The sequence below is a fragment of the Micromonospora sp. CPCC 205546 genome (assembly GCF_036902715.1).
Lineage (GTDB): Bacteria > Actinomycetota > Actinomycetes > Mycobacteriales > Micromonosporaceae > Micromonospora.
The window spans coordinates 138,174-157,943 of the sequence record NZ_JBAKHL010000004.1 but is presented as its reverse complement, the minus strand read 5'-3'; the positions used below and the strand labels follow the sequence as shown (position 1 = coordinate 157,943).

At 74.4% G+C, this 19,770-nt stretch carries 20 protein-coding genes; 12 read left to right on the top strand and 8 right to left on the bottom strand.

Going from position 1 to position 19,770, the window contains the following annotated elements:
- Nucleotides 1–97: 97 nt before the first annotated feature.
- Nucleotides 98–1,318 carry a hypothetical protein gene (locus tag V6U77_RS02775; protein WP_334604525.1) on the top strand — a complete coding sequence of 407 codons (1,221 nt, stop codon included), beginning with the start codon at nucleotides 98–100 and terminating at the stop codon, nucleotides 1,316–1,318.
- 166 nt (nucleotides 1,319–1,484) lie between these two features.
- On the opposite strand, the gene V6U77_RS02770 is transcribed toward V6U77_RS02775, so the two are convergent.
- Complete coding sequence (locus V6U77_RS02770; protein ID WP_334604524.1) at nucleotides 1,485–2,078, bottom strand: phosphatase PAP2 family protein; 594 nt, start codon at nucleotides 2,076–2,078, stop codon at nucleotides 1,485–1,487.
- A gap of 259 nt (nucleotides 2,079–2,337) precedes the next feature.
- Between V6U77_RS02770 and V6U77_RS02765 the strand changes: the two genes are divergently transcribed.
- From V6U77_RS02765 to V6U77_RS02740, 6 genes are all read left to right on the top strand, one after another.
- Nucleotides 2,338–2,898 (top strand): hypothetical protein, encoded by a 561-nt coding sequence (locus tag V6U77_RS02765; protein WP_334604523.1) that lies wholly within the window; start codon nucleotides 2,338–2,340, stop codon nucleotides 2,896–2,898.
- A 670-nt stretch (nucleotides 2,899–3,568) separates the two neighbouring features.
- Entirely contained in the window at nucleotides 3,569–4,744 is a 1,176-nt protein-coding gene (pdhA, locus tag V6U77_RS02760; protein ID WP_334604522.1) for a pyruvate dehydrogenase (acetyl-transferring) E1 component subunit alpha, read from the top strand.
- Nucleotides 4,744–5,733, top strand: coding sequence for an alpha-ketoacid dehydrogenase subunit beta (locus V6U77_RS02755; RefSeq protein ID WP_334604521.1), 990 nt, complete (start codon nucleotides 4,744–4,746; stop codon nucleotides 5,731–5,733). The genes pdhA and V6U77_RS02755 overlap by 1 nt, the downstream gene beginning before the upstream one ends.
- A gap of 5 nt (nucleotides 5,734–5,738) precedes the next feature.
- Nucleotides 5,739–7,214, top strand: a complete 1,476-nt coding sequence (locus V6U77_RS02750; RefSeq protein WP_334604735.1) for a dihydrolipoamide acetyltransferase family protein — start codon at nucleotides 5,739–5,741, stop codon at nucleotides 7,212–7,214.
- A gap of 218 nt (nucleotides 7,215–7,432) precedes the next feature.
- Complete coding sequence (locus tag V6U77_RS02745; RefSeq protein ID WP_165947779.1) at nucleotides 7,433–7,570, top strand: hypothetical protein; 138 nt, start codon at nucleotides 7,433–7,435, stop codon at nucleotides 7,568–7,570.
- A gap of 342 nt (nucleotides 7,571–7,912) precedes the next feature.
- On the top strand, nucleotides 7,913–10,594 hold the full coding sequence (locus V6U77_RS02740; RefSeq protein WP_334604520.1) for an LppU/SCO3897 family protein: 2,682 nt from the start codon (nucleotides 7,913–7,915) through the stop codon (nucleotides 10,592–10,594).
- Nucleotides 10,595–10,767: 173 nt separating this feature from the next.
- Here V6U77_RS02740 and V6U77_RS02735 read toward each other — a convergent pair whose 3' ends face one another.
- Both V6U77_RS02735 and V6U77_RS02730 read right to left on the bottom strand, forming a co-directional pair.
- The gene (locus V6U77_RS02735; protein ID WP_334604519.1) at nucleotides 10,768–10,959 is read right to left on the bottom strand and encodes a DUF397 domain-containing protein; all 192 of its coding nucleotides are present in this window, start codon (nucleotides 10,957–10,959) and stop codon (nucleotides 10,768–10,770) included.
- On the bottom strand, nucleotides 10,950–11,717 hold the full coding sequence (locus V6U77_RS02730; protein ID WP_334604518.1) for a DUF5753 domain-containing protein: 768 nt from the start codon (nucleotides 11,715–11,717) through the stop codon (nucleotides 10,950–10,952). The genes V6U77_RS02735 and V6U77_RS02730 overlap by 10 nt, the downstream gene beginning before the upstream one ends.
- Nucleotides 11,718–12,070: 353 nt before the next feature.
- Here V6U77_RS02730 and V6U77_RS02725 point away from each other — a divergent pair, with 353 nt between their 5' ends.
- From V6U77_RS02725 to V6U77_RS02715, 3 genes are all read left to right on the top strand, one after another.
- On the top strand, nucleotides 12,071–12,382 hold the full coding sequence (locus tag V6U77_RS02725) for a hypothetical protein (protein ID WP_334604517.1): 312 nt from the start codon (nucleotides 12,071–12,073) through the stop codon (nucleotides 12,380–12,382).
- Nucleotides 12,382–12,627, top strand: a complete 246-nt coding sequence (locus V6U77_RS02720) for a flavin reductase (protein ID WP_334604515.1) — start codon at nucleotides 12,382–12,384, stop codon at nucleotides 12,625–12,627. The genes V6U77_RS02725 and V6U77_RS02720 overlap by 1 nt, the downstream gene beginning before the upstream one ends.
- A 70-nt stretch (nucleotides 12,628–12,697) precedes the next feature.
- On the top strand, nucleotides 12,698–14,539 hold the full coding sequence (locus V6U77_RS02715; protein WP_334604513.1) for an NHL domain-containing thioredoxin family protein: 1,842 nt from the start codon (nucleotides 12,698–12,700) through the stop codon (nucleotides 14,537–14,539).
- A 2-nt stretch (nucleotides 14,540–14,541) separates the two neighbouring features.
- Here V6U77_RS02715 and V6U77_RS02710 read toward each other — a convergent pair whose 3' ends face one another.
- Genes V6U77_RS02710 through V6U77_RS02700 form a run of 3 tightly spaced genes read right to left on the bottom strand, consistent with a single transcriptional unit; the run spans nucleotide 14,542 to nucleotide 16,866 of the window.
- Nucleotides 14,542–15,291 carry a LamB/YcsF family protein gene (locus tag V6U77_RS02710; RefSeq protein ID WP_334604511.1) on the bottom strand — a complete coding sequence of 250 codons (750 nt, stop codon included), beginning with the start codon at nucleotides 15,289–15,291 and terminating at the stop codon, nucleotides 14,542–14,544.
- Nucleotides 15,275–16,231 (bottom strand): biotin-dependent carboxyltransferase family protein, encoded by a 957-nt coding sequence (locus V6U77_RS02705; protein ID WP_442934365.1) that lies wholly within the window; start codon nucleotides 16,229–16,231, stop codon nucleotides 15,275–15,277. Before V6U77_RS02705 ends, V6U77_RS02710 begins: the two co-directional genes overlap by 17 nt.
- Nucleotides 16,129–16,866, bottom strand: coding sequence for a 5-oxoprolinase subunit B family protein (locus V6U77_RS02700; protein WP_334604508.1), 738 nt, complete (start codon nucleotides 16,864–16,866; stop codon nucleotides 16,129–16,131). The genes V6U77_RS02705 and V6U77_RS02700 overlap by 103 nt, the downstream gene beginning before the upstream one ends.
- A 107-nt stretch (nucleotides 16,867–16,973) precedes the next feature.
- Here V6U77_RS02700 and trhA point away from each other — a divergent pair, with 107 nt between their 5' ends.
- Complete coding sequence (gene trhA, locus V6U77_RS02695) at nucleotides 16,974–17,651, top strand: PAQR family membrane homeostasis protein TrhA (protein WP_334604507.1); 678 nt, start codon at nucleotides 16,974–16,976, stop codon at nucleotides 17,649–17,651.
- Nucleotides 17,652–17,715: 64 nt separating this feature from the next.
- Here trhA and V6U77_RS02690 read toward each other — a convergent pair whose 3' ends face one another.
- A complete protein-coding gene (locus V6U77_RS02690) occupies nucleotides 17,716–18,000 on the bottom strand; it encodes a DUF6458 family protein (RefSeq protein ID WP_334604505.1) in 285 nt (94 codons plus the stop codon).
- Nucleotides 18,001–18,115: 115 nt separating this feature from the next.
- Between V6U77_RS02690 and V6U77_RS02685 the strand changes: the two genes are divergently transcribed.
- Nucleotides 18,116–18,652: a SixA phosphatase family protein gene (locus V6U77_RS02685; RefSeq protein WP_334604503.1), complete on the top strand. Its 537-nt coding sequence runs from the start codon at nucleotides 18,116–18,118 to the stop codon at nucleotides 18,650–18,652.
- A 40-nt stretch (nucleotides 18,653–18,692) separates the two neighbouring features.
- Here V6U77_RS02685 and V6U77_RS02680 read toward each other — a convergent pair whose 3' ends face one another.
- On the bottom strand, nucleotides 18,693–18,962 hold the full coding sequence (locus tag V6U77_RS02680) for a DUF6458 family protein (protein WP_013730795.1): 270 nt from the start codon (nucleotides 18,960–18,962) through the stop codon (nucleotides 18,693–18,695).
- Nucleotides 18,963–19,770 lie beyond the last annotated feature (808 nt).

The following is a 19,770-nucleotide window of genomic DNA, read 5'->3' as shown; positions in this document are numbered from 1 at the left end:
CCGACGACCACAGGTCGGCGGCGTGGCGCGGCGACGCGGGCCGGACGCCCGGGTCGCTCGTACCGTCGCGGGGCGGGTAGCGGCGTAGGGTCGGTGGATGGGAACGCCTCAGACCCCGTACGACGCGGTGTTGCACGCCGCCCGCGACGTGGCCAAGCTGGACAACGCCCTCGACGCGGAGATGCTCGGCGCGGCCCTGCTGGGCAGCGTCTACTCGGTCGCCGAGAGCGAACGTGACGCCGCCGTGCGGGACTTCGTGGCCGCCTTCCTGGCCGCCACCGCCCGCCGCCGCTCGGCCGCGGCGACCACCATCCGCTCCGTCTTCGCCGCGCTGGTGCCCGAGGCGGAGGGAGCCGGCCGGGTCCGTCCGGGTGCCGCCGCCCCCGCCTGGTCCGCCCAGCTCGGCCGCGTGCACCTGACCGGCTGCTGGTCCTACGGCGACGTGTACGGCGACCAGACCTCCTACCTGGCGACCTTCGCCTACGACGAGCCGGCCGGCGGTTCGCCGCACGCCGTGGTGACGCTGCTCGACCACAACATCGGCATCACCAAGGACGTCTTCGTCGGCGGACCGCCCGACCGGATCCTCGACCAGGTGCGGCAGATGTGCTCCGGGGACGAGCTGACCTGGTTCCGCGACGAGGAGCCGGCCCGGATGCGCGCCGAGGTGACCCGCCACCTGGCGATCACCGACGGCCTGACCGAGCTGCCCGGGGAGGGCTCGCTCGCCACCGATCGCGCCCTGCTCGGCGCCCGGCTGGCGCTGCTGCCCCAGGCGGCCGGGGCGGCCCCCGCGCCCGCCGAGCCGCTCACCGCCGCCGAGCGTACGGACCTGGTCCGCCGGTTCCTCGCCGCGCCGGAGGCGGCCCGGTTCGGGCTGGACACCATCGACGGGGCGGAACTGGCCTCGCTGCACTTCTGCCTCAGCCTGCTGCTGGACCACGCGGCCAGCTTCCCGGACGCCGACCCGATGCGGTGGAGCCCCACCGTGGCCGGGCTGTTCCTGCTGGACTGGGTGCACCGGCGCGCGGTGCTGGACATGGACGACGCCGCGATGCTGCCCCGGGTACTGCGCGCCTGGGCCGGCTACGCGGCCCGCAAGCGCGGCCTGCCCGTGCAGGCGGCGGCGCAGATCGACACGGCCATCGAGGAGATGGTGCCGGAGTTCGCCCGCCTCTACAGCACCGGCGAACGCCGCAGCCCCGCCACGGCCGCCGTCGCGCAGCTCATGGCCGACGGCGTCGACCCGGACGACCCGGCAGCCCTGGACGCCTGGATCGAGGCCAACCGCCACCGCCTGACGGACGACCCCGCCTGATCCACCCGCCATCCGCGTCGATCATGCGGTTGTGGTGGGCGAGAAGCAGCATTTCGTGGCTTCCGCCGGGCACCACAACCGCACGATCGACGGGGCTGGAAGGGGTGCGCGTCCGTGGGAGGAAGGGCTGGGCGGGAGGAAGGGTTGGGGAGGGCTGGGCGGGCTGTCAGCGGAGGGGGGTGAAGACCAGGGCGGCGACCAGGGCGCCCAGGGCGAGTCCCGCGACCACCTGGGGCACCGTGTGGTCGCGCAGGCGGACCCGGGACCACCCGACCAGCCCGAGCAGCGGCGCGGTCGCCAGCAACCCGGTGCCGAACGTGAGCACCAGCACGACGACCGTGCCGGCGGCCACCGCCGAGTGGATGGACATCTTCCACCGCTGGCTCACCGTCACGGCGACCACCAGGCCGACCAGCCCGGCGGCGGCCAGGGCCAGCACCGGGCGCGGCGCGCCGAGAACCGCGAGCAGAGCCAGCCCGGCGGCGACCGAGCAGAGCCCGAACAGCAGCGGGACCCGACGCTGCTCGCGGACCCCCACGTGATGGTCCGTCAGCCGCCCCCGACGCACCCCGCCGAGGATGTACGCGAACGGGATGCCGCTGACGAAGAGCGTGGCCAGCAGCCCCCAGGCCAGGCCGTGCGGGGCGCCCCGGGTGCTGTGCCAACCGACCGCCAGCGTCAGCGCCGAGACCAGCACCGCGGGCGCGGTCAGCTCGGTCACGATCCGGGCGAGCCGCAGGCCGCGGCCGGGTCGTGGCACGGCGGCCGGAGGGGGCTGCCCCGCGCCCGCACCGCCCGATCCGCTCAGCGCCCCGCCTCTGCTCCACCCCCGGGTCGCCGCCCGGGGCCGTACCGTCCGCCTCCGGCTCCCCGACGGGGCCGGGGCCCGCCAGGGATCACCTGCCGTCGACCGTCACCGTACCCGCGACCGGCCGTCCCCGTGGCCGCTCCGACCGGAGCCGGCGGTCGACCCCGGACCGGCGGTCGGACCCGGACCAGCGGTCGACCCCGGACCGGCGGTGGCGCTGGTGGTCGGGGCGTCCGGCGCCGGGGACGCGCTGGGAGCGGAGGTCGCCGTGGGCCCGGGCGGCGGCAGCGAGTGGCTGCTCGTCGGCTCCACCGACGTCGGTTCGTCGGTCGGCGTGGGCGTCGGGCTCGGGCCGGGACTCGGCGGGGGGTCCGGCGACGGACTGGGCGACGGCCGGGGAGACGGGCTCGGCGGGGGCGGCGGTGGGACCGGTCGGCCGCCGGGTCGGGCCGGTGGCGAGGGCTTCGGACGGGCCGCCGGATGGTGCCGCGGCGGCGGGGCCGGCGCCGCGACGACCGGCGTACGCGGGACGGGCGCGACGGTCCACCGGTCGCCCGGGGCCCCCACGGCGGGGGACGGCGTCGACGGTGGGGCCGGCGGCTGCCCCGTCGCCGGCACCGGGATCACCACGGGGCCGATCGAGGGGGTCGGGAGGAACGGCGTGCTGCTGTCCGGCAGGGCGGTGCTGCCGACGGTGGCGGAGCCGGTGGTGATCGCGGCGAGGATCGGCATGGACGCGGTGCCGGCGAGCAGCGCCACCGTCAACAGGTAGCCCCGGGACGGCCCGCCCCAGCCGGGAGCCCGGTGCGCGCCGACCAGGCGACGGTAGCCGCCAGCGGCGCGGTGCCGGCCGAAGAAGGGAGAGGCGGGATCTCGATCTGGCTCGGGCACCACGCACTCCCTTTCGTCGGCTCGGCGCGGACGGGATGGTCCGGGGACCGACCCGAGCGCCCGGGACACCGCCCGGACGCGAGGAAGCGGCAAACCGCCCGACGCGGACGATCCCGCGCCAATCAGCCTGGACCAGTGACGCTGGGTAAGCCAACCCTGCACAGCGTGTCGACACGCGTATGTGGCCGAACGGTGACGAACCACCGCCGGATCGGCCGGGCGTCGATGCAGCGGACACCGGACGCACCGTGCGACGAAGCGGGCCGGCGACACGACGCGGGGAAGGCGCACTGTGGGCGCGCTCACGTGTGATGCGAATATGGACCACGACGGCAACGCAGCCACGACCTCCGCGCACCCTCGCGGCAGGCGCGGCTGGGCGCCGGCGCTCCCGAACCGGGTTCGGCCAGAATCCGGCTCACGCCGCGCGGCAACCCCCACCGGGGCTAGGCGCGGCCGCCAGGAACCCGTCCGGCACCAGCCGGGCAGGCGCACGAGTTGCGCGGCCGGGTGACCCCCCGGTGCCGACGCAGACAGACAGGGAGAGACGGATGGCAAAGGGCGACCCCGGGGTCTCCAGTCGCGGCCGACGGGCCGCACCCCGGTCCAAGAAGGGTGCGACCGGCGACCCGCAGCTGGTGCAGTTACTCACCCCGGAGGGTGAGCGGATCGAGAGCGCGACCGGCCCGGACGGGACGGAGTACCGCGTCGACTTCACCGACGAGGAGTACCGCGGGCTCTACCGCGACCTCGTGCTGGTCCGCAAGCTCGACGCCGAGGCGACCGCGCTGCAGCGCCAGGGCGAGCTGGGCCTGTGGGCCAGCCTGCTGGGCCAGGAGGCCGCGCAGGTGGGCTCGGGGCGCGCGCTTCGTACGCAGGACATGGCCTTCCCGACCTACCGGGAGCACGGCGTCCTCTACTGCCGGGGAATCGACCCGATCATGCCGCTCGGCCTGTTCCGGGGCGTCGACCAGGGCGGCTGGGACCCGAACGAGTTCAAGTTCAACATGTACACGATCGTGATCGGGGCGCAGACCCTGCACGCGACCGGCTACGCCATGGGCGTCCACATGGACGGCAAGACCGGGACCGAGGACGGCGAGGCGGTGATCGCCTACTTCGGCGACGGCGCCACCAGCCAGGGCGACGTGAACGAGGCGTTCGTCTGGGCCAGCGTCTTCAACGCCCCGCTGGTGTTCTTCTGCCAGAACAACCAGTACGCCATCTCCGAGCCGCTGGAGCGCCAGACCCGGGTGCCGCTCTACCAGCGGGCGGGCGGCTTCGGCTTCCCCGGTGTCCGGGTCGACGGCAACGACGTGCTCGCGTCGTACGCGGTGACCCGGCACGCGCTGGACAACGCCCGGCTCGGCCAGGGCCCCAGCCTGATCGAGGCCTACACCTACCGGATGGGCGCGCACACCACCTCCGACGACCCGACCCGCTACCGGATCGCCAGCGAGGTCGAGGCCTGGCAGGCGAAGGACCCGATCGCCCGGATGAAGGCGTTCCTGGAGAAGCAGCAGATCGCCGACGCGGACTTCTTCACCGCCGTCGACGAGCAGGCCCGCACCGAGTCGGTGCACCTGCGCGAGCGGGTGCTCGCCATGCCCGACCCGGAGCCGGTGACGATGTTCGACCACGTCTACCCGCACGGGTCTCCCGAGCTCGACGAGCAGCGGGCGCAGTTCACCAGCTACATGGAGTCGTTCGAGGGGAGCGCCCACTGATGGCCACGGAGACGCTCAGCCTCGGCAAGGCCCTGAACACCGGCCTGCGCAGGGCCCTGGAGAACGACCCGAAGGTCGTCATCATGGGTGAGGACGTCGGCAAGCTCGGCGGCGTCTTCCGGATCACCGACGGCCTCCAGAAGGACTTCGGCGACCAGCGGGTGATCGACACGCCGCTCGCCGAGTCCGGCATCATCGGCACCGCGGTCGGCCTGGCCATCCGCGGCTTCCGGCCGGTCTGCGAGATCCAGTTCGACGGCTTCGTCTACCCGGCCTACGACCAGATCGTGTCGCAGGTGGCGAAGATGCACTACCGCTCGCAGGGCAAGGTCCGCATCCCGATGGTCATCCGGATCCCGTTCGGTGGCGGCATCGGCGCGGTGGAGCACCACTCGGAGTCGCCGGAGGCGTACTTCGCCCACACCGCCGGCCTCAAGGTGGTCTCCTGCGCCAACCCGCAGGACGCGTACACGATGATCCAGCAGGCCATCGCCTCCGACGACCCGATCGTCTTCCTGGAGCCGAAGCGGCGCTACTGGGAGAAGGGCCCGGTCGACCTGGACGCCCCGCTGTCCGGTGCGTACCCGCTGCACTCGTCCCGGGTCGTCCGGCCCGGCACGGACGCCACGGTCCTGGCGTACGGGCCGATGGTGCGCACCTGCGTGGACGCGGCGACCGCCGCCGCCGAGGACGGTCGGGAGCTGGAGGTCATCGACCTGCGCTCGCTCTCCCCGCTGGACCTGGGCGCCGCGTACGAGTCGGTGAGGCGCACCGGCCGCTGCGTGGTCGTGCACGAGGCCCCGGGCAACCTGGGCCTGGGCTCGGAGATCGCGGCCCGGATCACGGAGGAGTGCTTCTACTCCCTGGAGTCCCCGGTGCTGCGCGTGACCGGCTTCGACACCCCCTACCCGGCTTCCCGGGTGGAGGAGGAGTACCTGCCCGATCTCGACCGGGTGCTCGACGCCGTCGACCGCACCTTCGGCTGGTGAGCGCCATGTCGCGGATCAAGGAGTTCAACCTGCCCGACCTGGGCGAGGGCCTGGCCGAGGGTGAGATCCTCGCGTGGCTGGTCAAGGTCGGTGACGTCATCGAGCTGAACCAGCCGATCGTCGAGGTGGAGACGGCCAAGGCGGCCGTCGAGATCCCGGCGAAGTGGGCCGGCCAGGTGCAGGCGATCTTCCACCCGGAGGGGAGCACGGTCGAGGTCGGCACGCCGATCATCGCGATCGACACCGACCCGGGCGCCGGGCCGATCGAGGCGTCGACGACCGGTGCGCCGTCCGCCGCCCTGCCCACCCCGTCGGCGGCGTCGCTGGCCGCGGTTCAGGTGGCGCCGGCCGAGGGCGCGGTCGAGCCGGGCCTGATCGGCGGTCCCGCCCCGGGTGGGCGTACCGCCGTGCTGGTCGGCTACGGCCCGCGGACCACGGCGGCCAAGCGCCGCCCCCGCAGGACCGACACCCCACCCACCCCGCCAAGGGCCGTCGATCATGCAGTCGTGGTGGGGGACAAGACGCCCCCAGCCGCCACGATCCCGGCACCACAGGTCCATGATCGACCCAACGGGGGTGGCGGGGGCGGGCCGGTGCTGGCCAAGCCGCCCGTACGCAAGCTCGCCAAGGACCTCGGCGTCGACCTCGCCACGCTGACCGGGTCGGGGCCGCTGGGCTCGATCACCCGCGAGGACGTACAGCGGGCGGCGAGCGGGGCCACGGCGGCGGCCGAGCCGCTCGCGGTCCCGGCGCCGACCGCGGTCGCCGCGAGCTTCGGCGCGGACCGCGAGCAGCGCATCCCGGTCAAGGGGGTACGCAAGCTCACCGCCGAGAACATGTCCCGCTCGGCGTTCACCGCGCCGCACGTCACGGAGTTCCTCACCGTCGACGTGACCCGGGCGATGAAGGCGCTGGACCGCCTGCGCAACCGGCGCGAGTGGCGCGACGTGCGGGTCTCGCCGCTGCTGCTGGTGGCGAAGGCGGTGCTGCTGGCCGTCAGGCGTCACCCGATGGTCAACTCGTCCTGGGCCGGCGACGAGATCGTCGTCAAGGACTACGTCAACCTGGGCATCGCGGCGGCCACCGAGCGCGGGCTGATCGTGCCGAACATCAAGGACGCCGGCCGGCTCTCCCTGCGCGAGCTGGCGGACGCGATGACCGACCTGGTGCAGACGGCCAAGGCCGGCAAGACCTCGCCGGCCGACATGTCCGGCGGCACGCTGACGATCACCAACGTGGGCGTGTTCGGAGTGGACACCGGTACGCCGATCCTGCCCCCGGGTGAGTCGGCGATCCTGGCCTTCGGCGCGGTACGCGAGATGCCCTGGGTCCACAAGGGCAAGGTCCGGCCGCGTCAGGTCACCACGCTCGGCCTGTCCTTCGACCACCGGATCATCGACGGTGAGCTCGGCTCGAAGTTCCTGCGCGACATCGGCGAGTTCCTGGCCGATCCGGAGGCGGCGCTGCTCGCCTGGACCTGACCGGTTCCGACGCCAGCCACGGCCGGTGTGCACGGGTTCACGCCCGGCACACCGGCCGCTTCCGTTGGCCGACGTAAACGTAGGTCAACTAGACCTCCAACCTTTGATTGTTAGGCCCGTGTCCCAGCTCACCTAATAATCGATGGCGATCCGGCCTGCCGTGGGGTTCAATGGAGACATCAAGGGGCTGACAACCGAATAGCCAGGAGGAGAGACCCGTGAGCATGATCGAGCGAATCCGTAACCGCCGCGACGCCAACCGCCGCGCCCGTGCCATCGAGCACGCGCTGCGGTCCGCCAACTCGCCCGCGGTCCGCGAAGAGATCCTCGCCATCGCCCAGCGTCACATGAGCTGACGCCCGCAACCTTCCTCACCTCCTCCAGACCGATGACCCGCCCGGTTCGCCCGGGCGGGTCATCGGCGTTTCGCAGCGGCTGACACCGGGATTCCACCTCGCTCCAGCGCCCGGTACGGTGGGCTTCGGTCGTCGCCCGCCGACCCGGAGCAGTCGAGTCGATAGAAGCCGCTCGACACCATCCGGCCACGGGGAGTGACGGCCGTGCTCCCCGGACGCCCTCGGGCGGCCACCGGATACGGTGCGGGGAGCCGGCACGGCCGGTACACCGGCGACGCCGGCCACCCTGCCGAGCAGACCGATCGGCAGCGGCGGCCGACAGGTGATGGAGGAGGCGCACGCATGACGTCCGAGGGCACGCACCACCCCGGCCAGCAGCCGGACGAGGTGTCGCCGGGCGCCGGCGGACCGGCGCCGTACGGCGACCGCCCGGCACAGCAGGACAACGGATACGGCGCCGGCGCCCCCGACCTGGGCTGGGCGCCCCCGCCTCCGCCAGGTCGTCCGAACCCGCCCGCCTGGGGCGCGCAGGGTGAGCAGCAGCAGCCGGCCCCCGCGTGGGCCGCGCAGGCGCCACAGCAGACCGACCCGGCCCAGCCCGGCCAGTGGGGGCCCCCCGGCGCAGCGCCGCAGCCGGCGTGGCCCGGCGCGCAGGAGCAGGCCGGCGCCGCCCGGACCGCCGGGCAGCCCCCGCACCAGCCGCCGCACGCCGCCCCGGAGCAGCCCGCGTGGGCGCCCGCCGAGCAGGCGTCGCCCGCCTGGGCGCAGCCCGAGCCCGCCGCCCGCGGCGCCGCCCGGGTCCCGCAGCCCGCACCCGCACCAGCAACCCAGCCCTGGCCCGCCCAGGACGACCCCTCCCGCTCCGACGGCTGGAACGCCGACTCCCCTCAGGACCCCGCCGGCGGCTGGACCCCCGCACAGCAGCAGGACGACCCCAACCGCTCCGGCGGCTGGGCCGACGGCAACCAGCAGCAGAACGAGCAGCCCGGCTGGGGGCCCGCCGAGCAGGCGTCGCCCGCCTGGGCGCAGCCCGAGCCCGCCGCCCGCGGCGCCGCCCGGGTCCCGCAGCCCGCACCCGCACCAGCAACCCAGCCCTGGCCCGCCCAGGACGACCCCTCCCGCTCCGACGGCTGGAACGCCGACTCCCCTCAGGACCCCGCCGGCGGCTGGACCCCCGCACAGCAGCAGGACGACCCCAACCGCTCCGGCGGCTGGGCCGGCGGTGACCAGCAGCAGGGCGAGCAGCCCGGCTGGGACGCCGCACCGCCCGCCTCCACCCCGCCCGGCCGGGCCTCCGTGCCGGTGCCCGGCGACGGCGGGCCGCAGCCATGGGGCGCGGCGCCGGAGAACCCGCCGCAGTGGGCCGGCAACGCGCCCGAGCGCCCGGCCGTACCGGACGTCGAGCCGTGGTCGGCGGACGAGGTGTGGGGCCGCGCGGAGTCGGGCGAGTCCGCCCCGGCCCGGGCCGGCAACGGCTGGGAACCGGAGCGGGCCGAGGAGCCGCCGATCTACCAGCCCGCACCGGGGCCCGGCATCTCACCGGCCAACGCCGTGCCGCTCCCGCCGCAGGAGCAGCGGGTGCCCGGAGCCAGCCTGGCCGCCGCCCCGCCGGCCGACTTCGCCCCGCCGGCCGACTTCGCCCCGCCGGCCGACTTCGCCCCGCCGGCCGACTTCGCCCCGCCGGCCCAGTTCGCCCCCGAGCAGTCCGGTCGGGACGGCGGTCTGCCGGCGTACGAGCAGGAGCAGCCGGGCTGGGCCCAGGCCGGCTCCCGGCACGACGAGCCGCAGTCTCCCGCCGGCCCGGTGGTCCCCGCACCGCGCACCTCGCCCGAGGCGGGCGGCCGGGCGGCCGTGGCGTCGCCGGAGGCGGCCGAACCGGCCGCCGGCAGCGTCTCGGCGAGCGCCTCGGTGCCGCTGGCCAGCCGCGTCATGCCGCCCACCGACCAGGCCCTGCGACCGGCCGGCACGTCCGCACCGCAGCCCCGGGTCTACGGCCGCCCGGCCCGGCCCGAGCCGGCGGACGAGCAGGAGCAGGACCACGCGTCGACGCCCCGCTTCGACCAGGGCCAGGACGACCGCTTCGACCAGCGCCCTGCCCCCCGGTTCGACCAGGGCGCGGACCCCCGGCTCGACCAGGGGCAGCACTTCGGTCAGGGCCAGGACAACCGCTTCGACCAGGAGCAGCACTTCGGTCAGGGCCAGGGACCGCGGTACGACCAGGGTCAGGACAACCGCTTCGACCAGGCCCAGGAACCGAGCTTCGAACAGGGCCACGACAACCGCTTCGACCAGCGTCCGGAGGCCCGTTTCGACGACCGGGACCGTGCACCGGGCGGGACCGCCGTCTTCGGCGCGGCCTCCCCGGTGGCGCCCGCCTCGCCGGCCGCGCCCCCGGCCTTCCCGCCGGGCGTGCCGTCCTTCGTCGACGCACCAGCCAGCAACCGACCGGTGAACGGGGTCCGACCGCACGACAGCGCGGAGCGCCCCGCCGACCCCTTTGGTACGCCGGCCGCCGGTGGCCCGGCACCCGGTGGCTACGGCTCCGCCCCGACGAGCGAGCTCGCGCCCGGGGGAGGCTTCCCGCCGGCGTTCCCGCCGCCCCCGCAGCAGCCCGGCCCGTGGGACCAGGGCGGCCCGGAGCAGGAGCAGAACCGCTTCGACTCGTATAAGCCGATCGCGGAGCCGAAGACCGAAGCCCCCACGCCCAAGGTCCGCAACGGTCGGGTGCTCGCCGCGGTGCTCGTCGCGGCGGTGCTCATCCTGGCGGTGCCGCTGGGCCTGCTCATGCTGCTCGGCAAGGTCGGCGGCAAGGACTCGGCCCCGGCGTTCGACCCGGCGGTCGGTAGCTGCGTCAAGAAGTCGGGCGAGACCGCGGCGGCAGCGCAGTGCGGCGAGGCCGACGCCTTCACCGTGGTCTCCAAGGTGGACGCGAAGGACAAGTGCGCCGACCCGACCCAGCCGCACGTGGTGCTCAAGGGCGGCGGGGCCAACCGGGTGCTCTGCCTCAAGCCGGCAGGCCAGTAGCCGACGAAGCGACGGCGGCGGGGTCACGGGAGACCGTGGCCCCGCCGTCGTCTCGGACGGCAGCACCCCGCCAGGACGAGAACCCGGCGGCGCGGACGCCCCGTGCTGTGACGCGGGAACGGAAACGCCCGCCCCCGGGCGTGGGGACGGGCGCTCTCAGGAAGTCTGGTCGGTCAGGCCCGATCGGCGACCCGGGCGACGAAGGCCCGCCAGGCGGCCGGGGCGAAGACCAGGGCCGGGCCGCTCGGGTCCTTGGAGTCCCGAACGCCCACGACGCCGGGGAGATTGTCGGCCACCTCGACGCAGTTTCCGCCGTTGCCGCCGCTCTTCGTGCTCTTGCGCCACTGCGCGCCGGTCAGGTCCATGATCTCGCCGCTTCTCTCAGGAGATTCAGAGTCCGCCCCCGGGGAAGCGCCTCCCCGCGAATGCGTTCCCAACGTCGTTCAAGCGTAACAAGGTCGGATGCCTGGTCCAGGATCTGAGCCTGTGCCGGGCTATCGACATGCGCGACCCGCGTGCCGTCCGGCATATCGGCGATGGTGAACGGCCCGTCCAGCCCCGGATAGCTGGGCGCGTCTGCCGGAACGACGTGCAGCTGCACACTCGGCAGTTCGGCGCACGCGACGAGATACGCGAGCTGAGCTGCCATGAGTGCCCGGTCGTCCCCGACTCGTCTACGTAGGACCCCTTCATCCAGCACCGCGACCAGCAGAGGGCCGCGCTCGCGTCTGAGAATCGCTTGCCGGCTGATCCGCGCGTCGGCGAGATCGTTCATGGCGTCGGCCGTCAGTACACCGCCTGCGAGCGTCGCCCGCGCGTACGCCTCGGTCTGGAGAAGACCGGGCACCCACGCGAGTTCAAACGCGCGCAGGGTGGCCGCCTCCCGCTCGATGTCCACCCACGGCCGGAACCACACCGGCTCACGTCGTCGGCCAACGTCCGGCCACAGGGTGTCCGCATCTCGCCCGAGCAAGTTTGCTACCTGAACGCGGTGCCGGCTCTGTGGAATGTGCCCAGGATTTGCCCAGCGCGCCGCCGTCTTCGGGTGAACCCCTATGTGACCTGCAAGGCTCTCGGCCGTGTGGCCGGCCTCGGCGAGCGCTGCGACAAAGGCGTGATTCATGCCAGCCCTTCCCCGGAACAAATGGGTTGCCCGAAGGAAATTAGACAACGCTGTGTGATTGTCCGGCAACCCTCGGCAGGGTGCTTGTAGACGGTGTGAGCCGGTGGAGGCGATGGAGCCCGCCGGTCGCGCCGCGGGGCCGCCCCGGGCGAGCAGCCGGGGCGGCCCCTTCCACCACCCGCCGAACGAGGGGGAGCCATGCCCGAGGAGAGGCCGAAGGGCGATCCGCCCCCGGCCCGCCCGGTCGTACCCGGGCCGGTCGGTTCGTTCGTCCCGCCGTACCGCAGGCCCGGCCGCGCGAGCGACGACGTCCGCGCCTCGCACCGGTCCGTCCGGCGCAACCCGGGTCCGCGGTGACCGCCCGGACGCCGGCCCCCGTACGGATGCTGCGGGCCGGTGAGGTCCTCAACCTGACCCGGGCCGCGTCCCCGCAGTTCGTGACCCCGATGCGCGTCCGCGTGATCCGTGAGCTCGCCGACCGCTTCCCGCCGTACGGCTGGCTCTGGTTCGAGGGTTACCAGCTCGACGCCAAGGGCCGCGCGGTGGCCAAGCGGGAGCTGTTCGTCCTGCGCGAGGGCCTGGAGTGGGTCGTCACCGCGCCGGCACCGACCCGGCCCGCCCTCTCCCGCCGGGCACCGGCGCGCTCCCGCACGGTGGTGGGCTGATGGCCCGCGTCCGCGCCCACGTCCCCAGCCGGCCCACCTGGCGCTGTGGCGCCTGCGGGGTGGCCTGGCCCTGCTCGACGGCGAAGCTCCTCCTCCTGGCGAGGTACCGCGAGGACCGCGACGCGCTGATGGTCCACCTCGCCGGGCTGTGCGAGGAGGCCGCCGCGCAACTGGCCGAGCTGGACCACGGCAACCCTCCGACGGACCTGACGGCGCGCTTCACCGGCTGGGCCCGCGCCCGCTAGTCCCGACCCGTCTGTCGTCCGGGTCACGGAGTCCGACTAGGCCGGAGCCCGGCATGGCAGGCTGGCGGGCATGGGAACGACAGCGCGCGTACGGGCCCCCGAACTGCGGGGCCGGCAGTGGCTCAACACCGGTGGGCAGAACCTGACCCTGCAGGACCTCCGAGGTCGCATCACCGTGCTGGACTTCTGGACCTTCTGCTGCATCAACTGCCTGCACGTGCTCGACGAGCTGCGCCCGCTGGAAGAGAAGTACGGCGACGTGCTCGTCGTGATCGGCGTGCACTCGCCGAAGTTCGAGCACGAGAAGGACCCGGACGCGCTGGCCGCCGCCGTGGAGCGGTACGGCGTGCACCACCCCGTGCTCGACGACCCCGAGCTGGACATGTGGCAGCAGTACGCGGCCCGTGCCTGGCCCACCCTGTCGGTGATCGACCCCGAGGGCTACGTGGTGGCGACGATGGCCGGCGAGGGTCACGCCGAAGGGCTCGCCCGCCTCATCGACGAGCTGATCGCCACCCACGAGGCGAAGGGCACCCTGCACCGGGGCGACGGCCCGTACGTCCCGCCGGCCGAGCCGGAGACCACGCTGCGCTTCCCGGGCAAGGCGGTGCTGCTGGAGAACGGCAACCTGCTGGTGTCCGACTCGGCCCGGCACTCGCTGGCCGAGCTGGCCGGCGACGGCGAGACGCTCCTCCGTCGGATCGGGGCAGGCACCCGGGGCCGGGCCGACGGTCCGGCCGGGGCGGCCACCTTCTCCGAGCCGCAGGGGCTGTGCCTGCTGCCGGCGCACACCGCCGAGGTGGCCGGCTACGACCTCGTCGTCGCCGACACGGTCAACCACCTGCTGCGCGGCGTACGGCTGGCGGACGGCGAGGTGGTGACGGTCGCCGGCACCGGCCGACAGTGGCGCTCGACGGTCGACGACCACTCCCACGACGCGCTCGCCGTCGACCTCTCCTCCCCCTGGGACCTGGCCTGGTACGACGACAGGGTCGTCATCGCGATGGCCGGCATCCACCAGCTCTGGTGGTTCGACCCGGTGAGGCGCACCGCCGGCATGTACGCGGGCACCACTGTCGAGGCGCTGCGCGACGGCCCGCTGGGCGAGGCGTGGATGGCGCAGCCGTCCGGCCTCTCCGTCTCCGCCGACGGCGCCCGGCTCTGGGTGGCCGACAGCGAGACCAGCGCGGTCCGCTACGTCGAGAACGATCTCATGGGAACCGCCGTCGGGCAGGGGCTCTTCGACTTCGGGCACGTCGACGGGCCGGCGGCGGAGGCGCTGCTCCAGCACCCGCTGGGGGTGTGCGCGCTGCCGGACGGCTCGGTGCTGATCGCCGACACGTACAACGGGGCGGTGCGCCGCTTCGACCCGCAGAGCGACCGGGTGTCGACGGTCGCCGACGGGCTCGCCGAGCCGAGCGACCTGGTGCTCACCCCCGCCGGCGAGGTGCTGGTGGTGGAGTCCGCCGCGCACCGGCTGACCCGGCTGGCGCCCGGCGCGCTCTCGGCGGCCGGCGCGAGCACCGTCGACGGTCCCCGGCACCGCACCGAGCGCAAGCCCACCGACGTGGCGGCCGGCGAGGTGACCCTGGACGTGATCTTCACTCCCGCGCCGGGGCAGAAGCTCGACGAAACGTACGGACCGTCGACGCGGCTGGTGGTGTCGGCGTCGCCGCCGGAGCTGCTGGTGGAGGGGGCCGGGACCGGCACCGAGCTGTCCCGCCGGCTGGTGGTCGACGGCAGTGTGGCCGGCGGGGTGCTCCAGGTGACCGCGCAGGCGGCGACCTGCGACGCGGACGTCGAGCACGCGGCCTGCCACCTGACCCGGCAGGACTGGGGCGTCCCGGTCCGGGTGGTCGAGGGCGCCGCCGCCCGGCTTCCGCTGGTGCTCAGGGGGCTCGACGACGCCTGACGTCACGCGAACGGGGTGAGCGTCACCCCGGCGTCGATCAGGGCGGCGCGGACCAGTTCGGCGCAGCGGACCGCGCCGGGGGTGTCGCCGTGCAGGCAGATCGACTCGACCGGGCACGGGACGACGCTGCCGTCGACCGCGACGACGGTCCGCTCGGTGGCCATCCGCACGGCCCGGGCTGCCACCTCCTCCGGGTCGGTCACCAGCGCGCCGGGGGCGGTGCGCGGCACCAGCGAGCCGTTGGGCAGGTAGCCCCGGTCGGCGAAGCCCTCGGCGACCACCCGCAGCCCGGCGCCCTTGGCGAGCTGCGCGAGGACCGAACCGGGCAGGCAGAGCAGCGGAAGCTGGTCGTCGTAGCCGCCGACCGCGGCGACCAGCGCCGCCGCCTGGACCTCGTCGCAGGCCGCGGCGTGGTAGAGCGCCCCGTGCGGCTTCAGGTAGCGGACCCGGGTGCGGAACAGCCGGCAGAACGCCTCCAGGGCCCCGAGCTGGTAGGTGACCTCGTCGCGCAGCTCCGCGAAGGCGTACGCGATGTGCCGCCGGCCGAAGCCGGCGAGGTCCCGGTAGCCGACCTGCGCGCCGACGGCCACCCCGCGCTCGGTGGCGCCCTCGCAGACCCGGCGCATCGTCGACGCGTCGCCGGCGTGGAAGCCGCAGGCGACGTTGGCGGAGGTGACGAGGCCCAGCAGCGCGGCGTCGTCGCCGAGTCGCCAGATGCCGAATCCCTCGCCGAGGTCAGCGTTGAGGTCCATGGAACCTGACCGTAGTCCCTGGGCGGGCCTGCGCGAGCGGGGTCACGTCGTCCACCACCCCGACGACGGGGTACCCGCCGGTGGTCGGATGGTCCGCGAGGAAGATCAGCGGTTGGCCGTCCGCCGGCACCTGCACCGCGCCGAGCACGATGCCCTCGCTGGGCAGTTCCCCGGCCACCGCGCGCGGCAGCGCCGCGCCGGTGAGTCGCGCGCCGACCCGGTTGCTGACCGGGCTCACCGCGTACGCGCTGCCGAACAGCCGGTCCAGCGCGGCGGCGGTGAACCAGTCGTCGCGGGGGCCGAGGCGCAGGGTCAGCCGCAGCTCGGTCGGGGTGGACGCCACGACGGTGACGTCCACGCCGGCGGGCGGTCCGGTCGGTGCGCCCAGGGGCAGCCGGTCGCCGTCGCGCAGGGGCCGCGGGCCGAGCCCGGAGAGGGTGTCGGTGGCGCGGCTGCCGAGCACCGGCTCGACGGCGATGCCGCCACCGATCGCGAGCCAGTTGCGCAGGCCGTCGCGGGGCGGACCGATGCGCAGCACTCCGCCCGCCGGCACCGACAGCGCCAGGCCCACGTCGCCGGGGCGGTCGTCGACCCGTACGGCGGCGTCGGCCCCGGTCACGGCGACGGCCGCCGCCCGAAGGAACCGCAGCTCGCAGCCCGTCATCGTGATCTCCAGGCCGGCGGCGGACTCCGGATTGCCGACGAGCCGGTTCGCCAGCCGCAGCGCCGCCGGGTCGAGCGCGCCCGACCGGGGTACGCCGAGGTGCGCCCAGCCGGCCCGGCCCAGGTCCTGGACGGTGGTCAGCGCCCCGGCGCGGCGCACCTCCACGGCGGCGGTCACGCGGCCACCAGGCGTACCCGGGTGCCCGGGGTGAGCCGGGCCGGTGGGTCGGCGTGCACGTCGAAGAGGCCCATCCCGGTGCGCCCGACCAGCAGCCAGCCGCCGGGCGAGGCCGCCGGATAGATCCCGGCGTACGGGCCGGCCAGCGCGACCGAGCCGGCCGGCACCCGGGGGCGGGGGGTGGGCAGCCGGGGCACCGCCAGTTCGGCGGGGAGCCCGGTCAGATAGGCGAACCCGGGGGCGAAGCCGCAGAAGGCCACCCGGAACCGGGTACGCCGCAGCCGGTCGACCACCGCCGGCACGTCCACGCCCCAGTGGTCGGCGACGAGGGCGAGGTCCTCCCCGTCGTACGTCACCGGAACCTCGACCAGGCAGCCGCCGGTTGCCGGATCGTCCGCGTCGGCGGCGGCCGACCCGCCTGTGGCCGGCGCATCTGCGGCCGGCGCGTGAACGGTCGGCGCCTCGGCGGTCGGCGCGGCGGTCGGCGCGGCGGTCGGCGCGCCAGGGGTTCCCGGTGTGCCCGGCCGGGGCCGCCAGGCGGCGATGCGGGCGGCCGTCGTGGTCGGATCCGCCACGCCGTCGAGCAGGACGGTGGTGGCCGCCGGCACGATCTCGACGGCGGTCAGCTCGCCGCGTTCACGCCGCCGCCACAGCTCGGCCCGCCACGCCTGGACCTGGTCGGTGTCGGCGCAGTCGATCAGCAGGGCGTGTGCGCCGACGGGTCGGATCCGCATCCCGCCATACTCCCCGACTCGCACGCGGCACCAGGGTCGGTCGACCGCCGTCCCACGTGACCGGATGCACTACTTGAAAGTAACCTACGGTGTCGTAACCTAAGGGCGTGACCACCTCCGCACCGCTTCGACTCAAGCCGGTCGACATCGGTAAGCCCCGGATGCGCGGCTGGCTGCACACGTACGCGTTCTTCGTCGCCCTGCTCTGCGGCATCGTGCTCTGCGCGATCGCCGCCACCCGGCCCGGCTCGGCCCCGCTCGTCAGTTGCCTGATCTACAGCGTGACGGTGTGCGGGCTCTTCGGCACCAGCGCGCTCTACCACCGGCGGGTGTGGTCCGAGCGCGGCTACCAGATCATGCGCCGGTTGGACCATTCGATGATTTTCGTGTTCATCGCCGGCACCTACACGCCGTTCTGCGTACTGCTGCTGCGCCCCCGCCCGGCCGCGATCATGCTGGCGCTGGTCTGGGGCGGCGCGCTCGCGGGCGTGGCGCTCAAGCTGGTCTGGCCGCACGCCCCGCGCTGGGTCTCCGCGCCGCTCTACCTGGCGCTCGGCTGGGTCTCGGTCGCGATGCTGCCCGACATCCTGCACCAGGGCGGCGTCACGGCGCTGGTGCTGCTCAGCGCGGGCGGCGCGATCTACAGCGTGGGCGCGGTCTTCTACGCGCTTCGCCGGCCCAACCCCTGGCCCACCGTCTTCGGCCACCACGAGTTCTTCCACGCCTGCACGCTGGTGGCGGCGCTCTGCCACCACATCGCCATCTACTTCGCCCTCTTCGCCTGACGGACGGGACACGCACCGGGGGCCCCGCCGCGTGGCGGAGCCCCCGGAAGAAGCGGTCCGGACGTCAGACGGTACGGCGCGGTCGCCGCACCTCGCGGTACTCCTCCACGACCCGGTCGTCCTGCACCGGCACGACCTGCTCGGCGACCACCCGCTCACCCCGCGCGGGGGCGACCACGGTCCGGCGGCGCGAGTTCCAGAAGTGGAGGGTGAGCAGCAGGCCGGCCACGCCGGCGAGCATCAGCACCCAGCCGACCACGGCCAGGTTGAGCCAGCCGAGATCCGCCTCCACGGCGAACGCGAAGATCGCACCCAACGCGATCAGGAAGATACTGCCACCAAAGCCCATCTCGTCGCCTCCTCGGCTGTCCCTGGCGTTTCCCTCCGCCGCGGCCATCGGTGAGCGTTGCGGCATCCATCGACTTACCCAGGCGCTGTGATCGCCAATCGGGCAAGCTGGGGACATGAAGGACGCCTCCGCCCAAGGACGCACGCTGGTGCTGCTCCGGCACGCCAAGGCCGAGCCGCCCGGGGAGACACCCGACGTACGGCGCCCTCTGGCCACGCGGGGTCAGGCCGACGCGGCGGCGGCCGGCGCGTGGCTGGCCAAGCACGACCTGCTGCCGGACGTGGTGATCTGCTCGACCGCCCGACGCACCCGCGAGACCTGGCACGGCGTGGCGATGGGCATGACCGGATCGCCGCCCGAGGGCGGTTCGGCCGGCCCCGCCCCCGTGGTGCGCTACGAGTCCGACGCGTACGACGCACACCCGGAGGACCTGCTGGGGCTGATCCGGAACGTGGACCCGCCCGCCCGTACGGTGCTGCTGATCGCCCACAACCCGGGCATCTCGCTGCTCTCGGCGCTGCTCGATCCGGAACGCGCGGACCAGGACGGGATGCGCACCAGCGACCTGGTGGTGCACCGCCCTGAGGTCGCCTGGTCGGAACTCGGCCCGAACAGGGCCCCGATCTTCGACCGGCACACCGCACGCGGCTGAGCCACCCGCCGGTGCGTGGCGGGTGGCTCAGGGTGGCGGCTCAGGACGGTGGCGCCGTCGGCGGCGGCGGATCGGGCGGCGGTGGCATCATCGCGGTCGGGTGCGAGAGCCGGTTCTCCTCGACGATCAGGGTCCGCGCCCGCTTGCGACGGTCCTGCCAGAACCAGAGCGTGGTGAGCAGGACGCCCAGCCCGGCCAGGATGAACACCCAGCCGACCGCGCGCAGGTCGACCCACCAGACGTTGGCTCTGATGGCGAAGGTCAGGATCGCGCCGATGGCGATCAGGAAGATTCCGCTACCAATGCCCATGTGCGCTGCACTCCCCCGTGCGGTGGCTCTGGGCGTGCTCTGACGTGGCCTCGCGACGGTTACCCGCCACACCGCCCGACTACCCGGATGGCACCCGCGAATAGCCGGGCGAGGCCGTCCCGGCGGCTTGCGATGTCCCAGCCGGCCGCCCCGCACACCCGGCGGCCGACTGCGGAGAGTGACTAAGCGTCAAATGCGCGTTCGCAACAGAGCGTAGCGACACCTGCCGAGCACCCGCCGACGCGTCAATCGGACATAGCATCCCTTCCTTCGCGGATGGTCGCGATCCACGGCCACCACCGCCACTACCCCGCAGACGCTTTGCTCTGCAGCCGCGGACGCAACAGTCACCGGCCGTCGCTGGTGCGTCCGCGGCTGCAGAGCAAAGCGCCGTGAGGGATGGAGGGGAGGGACAGGCGTTGATGACGCTACGTAATTTTTCGTTGCTGTGGCCGGCGGCGGCAGTGCCTCGGGCTGCCGCGGAGAGCCGGTGATGCGGTGCAGCGCCAGGTCCGAGGCCAGCGCCCAGCGGGGAATCACCGCCCGGCCCGGGGCCAACGTCCGGCCCGGGGCCAACGTCCGAGGCGGGGGCCAACGTCCGAGGCGGGGGCCAACGTCCGAGGCGGGGGCCAACGTCCGAGGCGGGGGCCAACGTCCGAGGCGGGGGCAGCGTCCGACGCAGGGGCTAGCGTCCGGTGCGGGGCCAGCCGCCGGCAGGGCCCAGTGCCCAGCGCGCGCCCCGCGGCCGGTGCGGCCGAGGACCGACGCCGGCCGGGGGGCCACCGCCCACCGGCCGTCGTGCCGATCA

Bases quoted from the DNA above. Each gene is read 5' to 3' on its own strand.
- V6U77_RS02720 (WP_334604515.1), top strand. From the start codon at position 12,382: ATGGCCCGCGTCCGCGCCCACGTCCCCAGCCGGCCCACCTGGCGCTGT.
- pdhA (WP_334604522.1), top strand. From the start codon at position 3,569: ATGGCAAAGGGCGACCCCGGGGTCTCCAGTCGCGGCCGACGGGCCGCA.
- V6U77_RS02715 (WP_334604513.1), top strand. From the start codon at position 12,698: ATGGGAACGACAGCGCGCGTACGGGCCCCCGAACTGCGGGGCCGGCAG.
- V6U77_RS02710 (WP_334604511.1), bottom strand. From the start codon at position 15,291: ATGGACCTCAACGCTGACCTCGGCGAGGGATTCGGCATCTGGCGACTC.
- V6U77_RS02755 (WP_334604521.1), top strand. From the start codon at position 4,744: ATGGCCACGGAGACGCTCAGCCTCGGCAAGGCCCTGAACACCGGCCTG.
- V6U77_RS02775 (WP_334604525.1), top strand. From the start codon at position 98: ATGGGAACGCCTCAGACCCCGTACGACGCGGTGTTGCACGCCGCCCGC.
- V6U77_RS02740 (WP_334604520.1), top strand. From the start codon at position 7,913: ATGACGTCCGAGGGCACGCACCACCCCGGCCAGCAGCCGGACGAGGTG.
- V6U77_RS02680 (WP_013730795.1), bottom strand. From the start codon at position 18,962: ATGGGCATTGGTAGCGGAATCTTCCTGATCGCCATCGGCGCGATCCTG.
- V6U77_RS02735 (WP_334604519.1), bottom strand. From the start codon at position 10,959: ATGGACCTGACCGGCGCGCAGTGGCGCAAGAGCACGAAGAGCGGCGGC.
- V6U77_RS02700 (WP_334604508.1), bottom strand. From the start codon at position 16,866: ATGCGGATCCGACCCGTCGGCGCACACGCCCTGCTGATCGACTGCGCC.
- V6U77_RS02730 (WP_334604518.1), bottom strand. From the start codon at position 11,717: ATGAATCACGCCTTTGTCGCAGCGCTCGCCGAGGCCGGCCACACGGCC.
- V6U77_RS02690 (WP_334604505.1), bottom strand. From the start codon at position 18,000: ATGGGCTTTGGTGGCAGTATCTTCCTGATCGCGTTGGGTGCGATCTTC.
- V6U77_RS02750 (WP_334604735.1), top strand. From the start codon at position 5,739: ATGTCGCGGATCAAGGAGTTCAACCTGCCCGACCTGGGCGAGGGCCTG.
- V6U77_RS02685 (WP_334604503.1), top strand. From the start codon at position 18,116: ATGAAGGACGCCTCCGCCCAAGGACGCACGCTGGTGCTGCTCCGGCAC.